Source organism: Pseudomonas sp. PS02288 (assembly GCF_029959715.1).
GTDB classification, from domain to species: Bacteria; Pseudomonadota; Gammaproteobacteria; order Pseudomonadales; family Pseudomonadaceae; genus Pseudomonas_O; species Pseudomonas_O kuykendallii.
The window spans coordinates 91,929-101,977 of the sequence record NZ_JASCPA010000009.1 but is presented as its reverse complement, the minus strand read 5'-3'; the positions used below and the strand labels follow the sequence as shown (position 1 = coordinate 101,977).

At 59.9% G+C, this 10,049-nt stretch carries 12 protein-coding genes; 10 read left to right on the top strand and 2 right to left on the bottom strand.

The window, feature by feature from the left end; all coding sequences use genetic code 11:
- Positions 1-259: 259 nt before the first annotated feature.
- The 7 genes from QMX85_RS06210 to QMX85_RS06180 all read left to right on the top strand — a co-directional run bounded on the left by QMX85_RS06210 (position 260) and on the right by QMX85_RS06180 (position 4,832).
- A complete protein-coding gene (locus tag QMX85_RS06210; protein ID WP_004420416.1) occupies positions 260-589 on the top strand; it encodes a hypothetical protein in 330 nt (109 codons plus the stop codon).
- A 95-nt stretch (positions 590-684) separates the two neighbouring features.
- Positions 685-1,653 carry a DUF932 domain-containing protein gene (locus QMX85_RS06205; protein ID WP_282339282.1) on the top strand — a complete coding sequence of 323 codons (969 nt, stop codon included), beginning with the start codon at positions 685-687 and terminating at the stop codon, positions 1,651-1,653.
- Between the two features lie 75 nt (positions 1,654-1,728).
- A complete protein-coding gene (locus QMX85_RS06200) occupies positions 1,729-2,733 on the top strand; it encodes a lambda-exonuclease family protein (RefSeq protein WP_282339281.1) in 1,005 nt (334 codons plus the stop codon).
- A 91-nt stretch (positions 2,734-2,824) separates the two neighbouring features.
- The gene (locus QMX85_RS06195) at positions 2,825-3,775 is read left to right on the top strand and encodes a hydrolase or metal-binding protein (protein WP_282339280.1); all 951 of its coding nucleotides are present in this window, start codon (positions 2,825-2,827) and stop codon (positions 3,773-3,775) included.
- Entirely contained in the window at positions 3,747-4,244 is a 498-nt protein-coding gene (radC, locus tag QMX85_RS06190; RefSeq protein WP_223624054.1) for a DNA repair protein RadC, read from the top strand. The genes QMX85_RS06195 and radC overlap by 29 nt, the downstream gene beginning before the upstream one ends.
- A gap of 13 nt (positions 4,245-4,257) precedes the next feature.
- The gene (locus tag QMX85_RS06185) at positions 4,258-4,467 is read left to right on the top strand and encodes a hypothetical protein (protein WP_282339279.1); all 210 of its coding nucleotides are present in this window, start codon (positions 4,258-4,260) and stop codon (positions 4,465-4,467) included.
- A 53-nt stretch (positions 4,468-4,520) separates the two neighbouring features.
- Positions 4,521-4,832 (top strand): hypothetical protein, encoded by a 312-nt coding sequence (locus QMX85_RS06180; protein WP_282339278.1) that lies wholly within the window; start codon positions 4,521-4,523, stop codon positions 4,830-4,832.
- Here the strand turns inward: QMX85_RS06180 and QMX85_RS06175 are convergent.
- On the bottom strand, positions 4,819-5,166 hold the full coding sequence (locus tag QMX85_RS06175) for a helix-turn-helix transcriptional regulator (protein ID WP_282339277.1): 348 nt from the start codon (positions 5,164-5,166) through the stop codon (positions 4,819-4,821). The two genes, QMX85_RS06180 and QMX85_RS06175, sit on opposite strands and share 14 nt — an antisense overlap.
- A gap of 137 nt (positions 5,167-5,303) precedes the next feature.
- Here QMX85_RS06175 and QMX85_RS06170 point away from each other — a divergent pair, with 137 nt between their 5' ends.
- The 3 genes from QMX85_RS06170 (at position 5,304) to QMX85_RS06160 (ending at position 7,104) form a co-directional block, all read left to right on the top strand.
- Positions 5,304-5,657 (top strand): hypothetical protein, encoded by a 354-nt coding sequence (locus tag QMX85_RS06170; RefSeq protein WP_282339276.1) that lies wholly within the window; start codon positions 5,304-5,306, stop codon positions 5,655-5,657.
- Positions 5,658-5,784: 127 nt separating this feature from the next.
- Positions 5,785-6,588, top strand: a complete 804-nt coding sequence (locus QMX85_RS06165; RefSeq protein WP_282339275.1) for a hypothetical protein — start codon at positions 5,785-5,787, stop codon at positions 6,586-6,588.
- A gap of 213 nt (positions 6,589-6,801) precedes the next feature.
- Positions 6,802-7,104: a hypothetical protein gene (locus QMX85_RS06160; protein WP_282339274.1), complete on the top strand. Its 303-nt coding sequence runs from the start codon at positions 6,802-6,804 to the stop codon at positions 7,102-7,104.
- A 37-nt stretch (positions 7,105-7,141) separates the two neighbouring features.
- Here the strand turns inward: QMX85_RS06160 and QMX85_RS06155 are convergent, their stop codons facing one another.
- Complete coding sequence (locus QMX85_RS06155; RefSeq protein ID WP_282339273.1) at positions 7,142-9,973, bottom strand: DUF499 domain-containing protein; 2,832 nt, start codon at positions 9,971-9,973, stop codon at positions 7,142-7,144.
- Positions 9,974-10,049: the final 76 nt, after the last annotated feature.

Genomic DNA, 10,049 nt, shown 5'->3' with positions numbered 1-10,049 from the left:
GTGCTCGCGCCGGCTATAAATCCGGAAAGAGGGGATGATTTGATCGTTTTCTAGCCGAATCACCGTTTTGAAATCGGCAAGGGCTGGAGTCAGCCAGAAATACCTGACTACTTCAGACCATCCCTAGCTCAGTTTGCAGCGCGTAGCCTGCCCGAGCGGTGCCCATGTTGGACGATTGGAGCCCAGCACAGCCATTCAATTCGAAAAAATCTCAACCACACATTATCGCGATGACATAAGCACCAAGGAGGTTATCCCCATGTCATTGCAGTGCCCTCGCTGTCACTCCCCCAAAGTCGCTTCCTTCCATCACGCCATGAAAGTCGGCGCGGCCATCGGCACCGTGAGCGGTGTTGCGCGGGGCGTCAGCGCTGCCCTGGCAGGTGGCCAGGCTGGCGCAGCTATCGGCGCGTTCGCTGGCCCTGTCGGCATCACCCTCGGTTCCGTGTCGGGTGCCATCCTCGGTGGCCTGGCCGGTGGGGTTGGTGGTTGCGCGCTCGGCGCTCAGCTCGGCGAGTCGCTCGACCGTCACGTCCTGGCCCACAACCTCTGTCTGCTCTGCGGTCATCGCTTCAACCTGCCGGCCTGATTCGGCACCACGCCCACTCCCTCATTTCATTCGCCGGTCGGTGCTGCGCCTCGCGCAGCGCTTTATGCCGGCTTGTACCCAAAGGAATCATCCAAATGGCTCATCTCGTCGTAACCATGGCTTATGCCGGCGCCACCCCGTGGCATGGCCTGGGCAATCAGCTCACTCAAAAACAACCCATCGAAGTCTGGCAGCGTGAAGCCGGCATGGACTGGCAGATCCTGGAAAGCCCTGTGCACTTCAAATCTGATGCCGTCGGCCACCTGGGCGCTATCCATTCCTTCCCCGAACAGAAGGTGCTGTTCCGTTCGGACACCAAGGTACCGCTGTCGGTGGTCTCCCAGCGCTACCACACCGTGCAACCTCGGGAAGTGCTGGAGTTTTACCGAGACCTCACCGAGGTTTCCGGCTACGAGCTGGAAACCGCCGGCGTACTCAAGGGTGGCCGCAAGTTCTGGGCGCTGGCGCGTACTGGGCAAAGCGCTGCGCTCAAGGGCAACGACCAGGTCAACGGCTACCTGCTGCTGGCGACCTCCTGCGACGGAACCCTGGCCACCACAGCAACGCCGACTACGGTACGTGTGGTCTGCAACAACACGCTGACCATTGCCTTAGACGGCACCAGCCGTGCGATTAAGGTGCCGCACAGCACGCGCTTCGACGGTGACCTGGTGAAGAAGCAGCTCGGTATCGCCGTATCGCAATGGGACGACTTCATGTACCGCATGCGCCACCTGGCTGAACGCAAGGTGCAGTGGCATGAGGCACTGGGTTTCTTCATGAACGTGATGTGCGAGACCAGCCCGACCGGCGCCCTGCCGGAGCAGCTGCCCAACGAGCGCGCCCTGCGCAAGGTACAGGAGCTATACGAGGGTCGTGGTCGCGGCAGCCAGCTGAACTCGGCACGCGGCACCGCCTGGGGCCTGCTCAATGCCGTGACCGAGTACGTCGACCACGAGCGCCGTGCACGCAGCAACGAGTACCGCATGGACTCGGCTTGGTTCGGCCAAGGCGCGCAGATCAAGCAGCGCGCCCTGGACGCTGCGCTGCAGCTCGCCGCTTAAGCCTCCACCACATCAACCCTCGCGCCCGGTCAGCCTTGTGCTGGTCGGGCGTTTTTATGTCTGCAGGTGAATACCATGAAAGCAACGTCATTGAACGGCAGCACCAGCAAGAAACGCCCTGCCCTGCGCCTGGTCAGCACCAAGGAGCTGCCGCGCGAAGACTGGCTGCAGATCCGCAAGCAAGGCATCGGCAGTTCGGATGCAGCCGCAGCCGTGGGACTGAATCCCTATAAGTCGCAGTTGGAGCTGTGGCTTGAGAAAACCGGTCGCGATGCCGGCATGCCCAAGGCTGATCCGCACGATGAGGAAAGCCCGATGTACTGGGGCAACGTCCTGGAGCCCATCGTGGCCTGGCACTACAGCAAGCGCACGAAGAACAAGGTACGGCGCATCAACGCCGTACTGCAGCACCCGGATCCCAAGCTGCCTTGGATGCTAGCCAACATCGACCGCGAGGTGATCGGGGTCGACGATGTGCAGATCCTCGAATGCAAGACAGCCGGCATAAACGGGGCACGCCTCTGGAAAGAGGGCGTGCCGGAGTATGTCCAGTTTCAGGTGATGCACCAGCTCGCCGTCACCGGCAAGCAGGCAGCAGATGTGGCTGTACTGCTGGGCGGCCAGACGCTGGAGATCCACCGTATCGAGCGGGATGAGCAGATGATTGCTCGCCTGATCGAGCTGGAGCGCCAGTTTTGGCACTACGTGGAGACTGATACACCACCACCGGCTGACGGCACAGCTTCCGCTGAATCAGCCCTGCGCTGCCTCTACCCGGAGGATAGCGGCCAGGTCGTCGACTTCAGCCAGCATGCTGGTCTGTCAGCGGCTTACATTGAGCTGAAGGCCGTTCGTCAGTCGATTACCGATAAGGAAAAGCGCGAGGCCGAGCTCAAGCAGATTCTGCAGCAGGCCATGGGCGAAGCCAGCCGGGCGGAGTTCTCCAGCGGCTATGTCAGCTGGCGCAAGGCCAAGGACAGCATCGGTCTCGATGTCACTCAGTTGCTCAAGGACAAGCCCTACCTGCTGGCCAAATACCCGCTGCTGAAACCCGGTGCACGGCGCTTCCTGGTCGGCTGATTTCCGCCTCCATCAACTCTTCCCTCCCCTTGGCCAGGCCATGCAGTTCGCGCTGCATGGCTGGCCTTTTTTCATTTTCAGGAGAACCGCCATGCTCAAAGGTTTGGCTATCACACCGCCGGTGCTCGGACGCATCTCGATAGGCAAGGTCGTCGAGAAGAACGGCAAGCGCCTGCCGGAGAAGGATGACCAGTTCACCATCACCTCCCAGGTACAAGGCAAGGACGGCTGGCTGTTGCACCCGCTCAATGACGAGCTGCGCCAGGGCAAGGACGACAAGCTGCGCAGTATCCCGGTGCGCCTGCTGTTCAACGAACCAGAACTGAATTTCCGCGCCGACTACACCTTGTTCGACCGCCAGTCCGGACGGCCGCTGTGCGTCGGCAACGGCGAAACCTGCAAGCGCGTCACTCAGGACGGCATGCAGTCGCTGCCCTGCCCTTCGCCGGACGCCTGCCCACTGGCCAAAGGCAATGCCTGCAAGCCCTACGGCCGACTGAACGTGGTCATTGGCGACGACGACCCGTTGGGCAGCTTCGTATTCCGCACCACCGGCTTCAACAGCATCCGCACGCTGGCTGCTCGCCTGCACTACTTCCAGGCCATCTCGGGCAACCGCCTGGCGTGCCTGCCACTGGAGCTGCGTCTGCGTGGAAAGTCCACCCGGCAAAGCCATGGCACGCCGATCTTCTACGTCGACCTGACGGTACGCGGCGGTATGGAGATGACGGAGGCGCTGCAGGTCGCCAACACGCTCGATGCGCAGCGGCAAGCAGCTGGCTTCGATCAGGCCGCCTTGGATGAAGCGGCGCAGCGTGGCTTCGGCAATGGCGCCTTCGAGGACAGCGAGGAAGACGCGGGCGCCGTCGCCGAGGAGTTCTACCCCGCCGAGGAAAGCCCATCTCCAGCCACCCACACTCCCCAGCGCTCGGCGAAAACCAGCCTGGCCGAGAAGCTGGACGCACAAGCCCAGCGCCACACCCCACCGACAGATCACCACCAAGGAGCCCAGCATGCGCCTGCACAAGCTGAAGGCCAGTGAATCGACCGGCACCTACCTGGTCGAGTCGCCGGTCACCGAAACCGACATCCTGCTGATGGCCCGGCAGTTGGCGAATCTGCGTCTGCGTCGGGGGCGAGCACTGACTTCACCAAAGGAAGTGTTCAGCCACCTGCAGGCGTTGCTGGGCGAATACGAGCATGAGGTATTCGCCCTGCTTCTGCTCGACAGCCGGCACCGGGTGATCGTCTTTCACGAACTGTTCCGGGGCACCTTGGACAGCGCCAGCGTCTATCCCCGGGAAGTCGTCAAGGCTGCCCTGGAGCACAACGCCGCGGCAACCGTACTGGTTCACAACCACCCTTCCGGTGATCCGGAACCCAGCCAAGCGGACCTCACCCTGACTCACAAACTGCGGGAGGCCCTGAACCTGATCGGGGTACGAACCCTGGACCATATCGTGGTGGGCCACGAGGGCTGCGTATCGCTGGCGGAACAGGGTTACCTGTGAGGAGAGCGCGACGATGACGCTACTGCGGATCTTTGCTGCCGTGTTCATGTTCGCCGGCATCCTCGCGGGCTGCCTGGCCCTTCTGCTGCTGGTGCTTCTGATGGTGCGCTTTCCGCCCCTGCTGATCGCCGTACTGCTGGCGTGCTGGATTTTCTGCCGCCTCGTGAAGGCATTGGTACCCGGGACAGCAGCGTCAGAGTCCACCACTGCATCACCGAAATAATCACTACCCCGAGCCGCCAGGCATGCACTGGCCGCCTCAACGCGATAGGGAGCATGACGATGAACAGACAGTGTTTGATCTGCGACTCCAGCGCCGTGCTGACACGGGACGCAGCCAAAGGGCTGACCCTGCTGGCCGGGTTGCTCGATGGGGCAATCAAGGGCGCTCGGCGCCATCATGAGGGGAGCTGCCATGCCGCTCTTCTCAGCGGCCTGGCAGCGGTCGCACCCGCGTACCCGGAGGCGCGGAAGGCGGCAGAGGATGTCGTGCGGTTTCACTTCACCGGCTTCGACTGCCTGTGTCTATGCTGCGGCGCCTTGTTCGACGAGACGACAGAAAGTAATGAGGGCCTTAGCCCTGGCTGAGGCGCTCCACCAGACGCTCCACAAACTCCAGCACCAGCGCACGATCATCCAAGTTCAGCGTGGACAGGAGCCCCTGCAGTCGACGCGCCTGATCCTCCGGACGCGAGCTGCCCTCGGTCAGCAGGTCGGCGGTCTCACAGCCGAAGATGCTCGCCAGCTCGACCAGACGCTCCACGTTGGGCATCACGACGCCACGCTCAATGCGGGATACAGCCTCACTGCCAATCCCCAATCGCTCCGCGACCTGTTCCTGGCTTAGCTTACAGCGCATCCGCTGACGAGCAATCGCTTGCCCCACGACTTCAGCCAACTGCCTCGAATCGGTTTTTGACATGCCACCCTCCAGATCGACCTGGATGGTTGGGCATCAACCCGTTGACATGAAGGGCCTCACAAACCGAGACTCGACCATAAAAGTTGATATTCGACCTCTCCTACAACATCAATGCCCGGCAGGGAGCACAGAACAATATGAACGTCATCACCGGACTGAACGAAGCGCAGATCGACAGCCTCGTGCGCAGCAAAGCGTCCTTCGAGATCAATGGCCTCAGGGGCAACTTCATGGCTGGCATCAAACTGGTCGAAACCAAGATTGAAAAGCTGGGGATGACCTGTAGGGTCGTCAGCGATATGAAGAGCGCAGCCGCTCAAGGTGGAGCGCTCGGTGCCCTCGCCGGCCTCGCTGCGACTCCGGTGACAGTGACGGTGCTGGGGATCGCAGCCGTCGCCAATGCTGGACATCGGCTGCTAACCCGGAACCCCGATTACGAAATCCTGAAGGACTACGTGAATCAGCGGCTCCGGGTTATCTACAAAAAATAGTTCTCAGCCCCCGTCGAAAACACATGTGAGCACCCTGCAACATGTCGGGGTTCGCCTGCCAGTTACCGGCCATTAAACAGCCTGACCTTATTTCGCCCTCGACCGAAAACAACATACTGGAGACTCCATGAAAAAGATCATTAGCATTCTGCTGTTCATGTTCTGCACCACCGCTCTGGCCGGTGAGAGTATGGACCAAAGGGACTGGAGCAGAGTCATTTACCCAGACGAGACGTCCACCGAAGGTCTCCCTGAAGTCATCCCGTGTCGATCAGATGACTTCCAAGGCAAAGCCTTTATCGTCTGTACCTGGCTGTCATCCGACCGGCAGGTGGTCGTTTGGGATGCCCAACGTCAACAGAATGTGCGTTACTGGAATAAGGTGCGCGGCAGGTGCATTCGCGGCACGTGTCGGATAAGCGGAGGGGAAGTAGGTGAATTTGGTCAGGATGTTGAGTTTACACTAGCTATCTGGTACCGCATCGGTACCAGTACTGATGGCAAGCCGGTAGCCTACCGCCTCGACACCAATCGCCAGGTCTCATATGTCGAGGCTGGCTCTACCTTGATCAAGTTCTACCTGGATAGCGGTATTCCCGATAATAAGCTTGCCAGTGTGTTCGACGTTCGCTATGACGGCGGTTACGCAGCGTGGCAAGCCCAGAAAGGAGAAGTACGCGCAAAGACTCAGCAGTCGACGTCAGCCCCCAGTCGCTTTCAATGGCCAGAAGTTAAGAGTGCTTGGTGCAACCCCCGCATGGACGATGACTGCTACATCAATGAGGAGCCCGTGGCGATCGAAGATCTAGGCAAGTGGCTCCCTGCAATTCATCCTGAAGAAATTGCAGAAGTTGAACAGGAAGGCGGGTACTGCGAAACCATCCTCTGCTTCAGTAGCGCCGACAAACCACTGGGCTTCAAACCGCAATAATAGCCCGAGCGCCACTGGATCCAGGCCCTCACCACGGGACCACTACAGCTCACCCACCTGCATGTGGCTCGGCTGCAACGAGACACAAATTCAAATGGTGCCGCAATCAGGGAGAGCCGTAGGCAAGCGGCTCTCCCTCAACATATCCTTGGATGTTCTTTTTTTGTCAGTCAGGCAACATCCACAGCCCGATTGGATATCCACCAAGCACTGATGAAACTACTCAACACCTACGACGACCGAGATGAAGCCGAAACTGCTGCCGAAAAGCTCAGCGGGGAAAAGCGTCTTGCCAGCGAGCGCGACGCCACCGCGGTCATCTACAACCTGTTTGGCTTACCCAGCTGGGGAAACTTTCATCGCCTGGGGATGTACAACCTGGGCGAGCTGAAAGGCCTACTGGATCGCCGTGAAATCTGGAATCCAGCCGATCAGGCACGACACGCTGAGATCCTCGCCACACTGAAAACCGTCGCCAAGAACTACGGCATCGAAATCCCGGGTCACTGGCGGTAGCAGTGGGCGTCATCAAGGACGCCCACCATCAAGGCCTCTAGTCAAACTCGTAGGTATTCACCTTCAGCACGCTGCAGTTCTCCTTCACCGAACGCTGCACCGAATCGTCAAACCCCCCTGCGCTGCTGGCTTGGATGTCGATGGAGATTCTCACATTCACGCCATGCTTGGCCGTGAACTGCTGAATCACCTCGTCGACCAGCGTTGCAAACTGCATCTTGGCTTTGACTGGATCTAGCTCCGCGCTGGCATAGAACTGCGTCGGCAGTGCCTTCACCACCGGTACATCAACCGAGCCGACCGAACCATCCACAGCACCAGCACCGCCAACTGATCCAGCAGAACTGCCAGCAGGAATATCATGGACCAGCTCGCCGGCAGGCATCTGCACTGTGGACGCCGCATTGGCTGCTGCCTCCTTGGCTCGGAGCGACTCTGCATAGTCCGATGCCGCACTTGGCTCAATTAGTAGGCAAGAGCCATCGAGAATGACCGAGGTCGACTTGCCATACACAAAGCCCGGATAGCGATCGCCTTCCTTACCCTGCGCCACTGCGAAGAAGTCCTTGCTCTGTACACCTTGATTCAGAGTGCGAGCGAACACCTGATCGTCGCGCAGGCGCGGCAGGTACAAATAGCAGCAGGTTTTCTGCCAGACATCCAACGCGCCAGCTTCAGCCACGCCGTCTTTCCAGAACCAGCGCTTGAGCATGTTGGACAGATGGATCGGAGCCCACTCGGTAATCAGCAGCTCGTTTTCCCGCAGAACCTTTTCGATCTCCTGGGACAGGCTCGACGCGCCCGGGTTGACTGCATAGGGCTCCCAGACAATCTCTGTCAGGTTACTGGCGTGCTGCACAGGCGCCAGCAGCCACTTCCAGGTTTCGCGCAGGGTACGATTCAGCGTCTCACGCGCCTGCTCCAAGCTGGCTGAGGCATTTTTCGCCATCAGGTTGTCGAGGGTAAGGCGGTTATCCTTGTAGTCGCTGACGATGGACTCCCAGGCCAGCACCGAACGTGCGTGATCCTTCAAGCGGCTGACGTTGTCGGCATCCGCGGCCAGGAAAATCAGGCGATTCTGCTTTTGACGCGGCTGCTCGCCTCGACTTTTAAGGATCTCCAACGCCTTGTTCAGCGCCGCATTCGGCCCGGTTTTGCTGTAAGGCGAATCAGGCGCCAGCACTACCAGACGTAATGACCAGTCATCCGGTACATCGGCACTGCCAGTGAAAACGTGCACCCCACCAAAACAGCCGCCCAGGTTGTTGAGGCGCTGACGCAAGGTCGGGAACACATCCTCACGATCCTTGAAGCGCTTCTTACGTTCCTCCATCTCGCGACGCAGGTTCGGACGCGTGTCGAACCAGTAGCGGCTGTTGGCACTGTTCAAGTAATGCAGTTTGTCACCCAGGCGGCGCAGTGCATCCTCATACAGGCCCAGTTGCTGCTCCGGCTGAGCACTACCCAGCAACACGCGCTCAAGCTCGATACCGCGAACAAGCTGGCTGGAGGTTGTCGGCGCACTACCGAGGAAAATGGTACGCGCCGTCCGACGACATGCATGCACAGCGCCAAGGCGTGCATCGTGGTTTTCGATGGCGACGGTTTCGGCACGCGGCCCGTCGATATCCCGATCCACTACCGGATCCCAGCCTGCTGGCAGGTAATAGGTGAACTCGTTGCGGGTGTCGGTATCCGCAAACGGGAGGCTACCAGCCATGATCAACGGATCGTTGTTTCCGTCTTTCCAGAGGCTGTAGATGATCTTAGCCATCATCTTCAGCACGCCACGGGTGCGCTGGAAGTTATCGAGGCTCGACCAGTCGTCATAGAGCCGGTCAAACACCTCAGGATGAATGGGATAAGCCTGCTTCAGACGCTCGTAGTAATGGCTTTCCTGGGTTTCAGACGGGAACTTGCCGCTATGGGCAATGTAGAAATCCGCGAACTGACGGCACACCTGTTCGGCAGCCAGTTGGTCATTGATTCGGCTGAACAGGCGACGACGAACGATCTCAAACGCCTCCTCCGTTGCCACCGGTTTCCACAGTGCCTGCACACGACCGAAGTAATGCGACAGTGCCTCCAGGGCGCGCACGCCACGCTGGCTGCCAGCTTCTTTTTCGGACTCAGGCAGCGAGGCCAACATCACCGCCGTAGGCACAGCCTTGAGCGCCTCGGTCAGCGCCTGGACAAAGGTCAGGTTGGAGTCGAAGGTTCCGCCGGCCAGCGAAACGCCTTCCTCGAACTGGCGGATATAGGCCACCAGTTCGTCGACCAGGATGACGCAAGGTGCATAACGGCTTAGCAGAGTGACCAGCACGTCTTTACCCGGCGAGGTGCCCGACAGGTCAGCATCAGCGACCAGCGCATAGCCCTCATCACCGCCCAGTTGCCAGGCCAACTCACCCCAGAGCGTACGTACCGAGCAAGCCCCATGCTGTACCGGTTGATTAGGGGAAGACTTGATGCCATCCAACACCGCTACCCGCGCAGGTGCCAGCTCGGTAACACCGGCTTTGTTCAGAATCGCCCCAACACCCGGCATCTCACTAGCAGGCACCTTGCCCTGAGCGAGGTGATAGACCGCCAGCATGGTGTGGGTCTTGCCGCCGCCGAACGCCGTCTGCAACTGGATAACCGGATCCCCGCCCTTGCCGGACAGCCGCTTGACCACCGAATCCAGCAACAGGCGCATGCCCTCGGTAATAAAGGTGCGCTGGAAGAACAGCTTCGGATCTTGATACTCCGCTGGCGCCGTACCGGTGTGCACTCGCGTGATATCCGCAGCGAACTCAGCCTGAACAAAGGTGCCGCTGCGCACGTCTTCATGGGGTTCGGCGATCAAACGCCAGGGTTTCAAAGTCATTCTTTTGCTTCCTCGATTACCGGAGCAGAGCCAGGCGCTCCTTCCCCACGCGCGTCCTTTACGGCGCAAATAATTC

What these genes read in the sequence shown, in the direction of transcription:
- QMX85_RS06200 (WP_282339281.1), top strand. Translation starts at nt 1,729, where the DNA reads ATGAAAGCAACGTCATTGAACGGCAGCACCAGCAAGAAACGCCCTGCC.
- QMX85_RS06170 (WP_282339276.1), top strand. Translation starts at nt 5,304, where the DNA reads ATGAACGTCATCACCGGACTGAACGAAGCGCAGATCGACAGCCTCGTG.
- QMX85_RS06155 (WP_282339273.1), bottom strand. Translation starts at nt 9,973, where the DNA reads ATGACTTTGAAACCCTGGCGTTTGATCGCCGAACCCCATGAAGACGTG.
- QMX85_RS06185 (WP_282339279.1), top strand. Translation starts at nt 4,258, where the DNA reads ATGACGCTACTGCGGATCTTTGCTGCCGTGTTCATGTTCGCCGGCATC.
- QMX85_RS06165 (WP_282339275.1), top strand. Translation starts at nt 5,785, where the DNA reads ATGAAAAAGATCATTAGCATTCTGCTGTTCATGTTCTGCACCACCGCT.
- QMX85_RS06195 (WP_282339280.1), top strand. Translation starts at nt 2,825, where the DNA reads ATGCTCAAAGGTTTGGCTATCACACCGCCGGTGCTCGGACGCATCTCG.
- radC (WP_223624054.1), top strand. Translation starts at nt 3,747, where the DNA reads ATGCGCCTGCACAAGCTGAAGGCCAGTGAATCGACCGGCACCTACCTG.
- QMX85_RS06205 (WP_282339282.1), top strand. Translation starts at nt 685, where the DNA reads ATGGCTCATCTCGTCGTAACCATGGCTTATGCCGGCGCCACCCCGTGG.
- QMX85_RS06210 (WP_004420416.1), top strand. Translation starts at nt 260, where the DNA reads ATGTCATTGCAGTGCCCTCGCTGTCACTCCCCCAAAGTCGCTTCCTTC.
- QMX85_RS06160 (WP_282339274.1), top strand. Translation starts at nt 6,802, where the DNA reads ATGAAACTACTCAACACCTACGACGACCGAGATGAAGCCGAAACTGCT.
- QMX85_RS06180 (WP_282339278.1), top strand. Translation starts at nt 4,521, where the DNA reads ATGACGATGAACAGACAGTGTTTGATCTGCGACTCCAGCGCCGTGCTG.
- QMX85_RS06175 (WP_282339277.1), bottom strand. Translation starts at nt 5,166, where the DNA reads ATGTCAAAAACCGATTCGAGGCAGTTGGCTGAAGTCGTGGGGCAAGCG.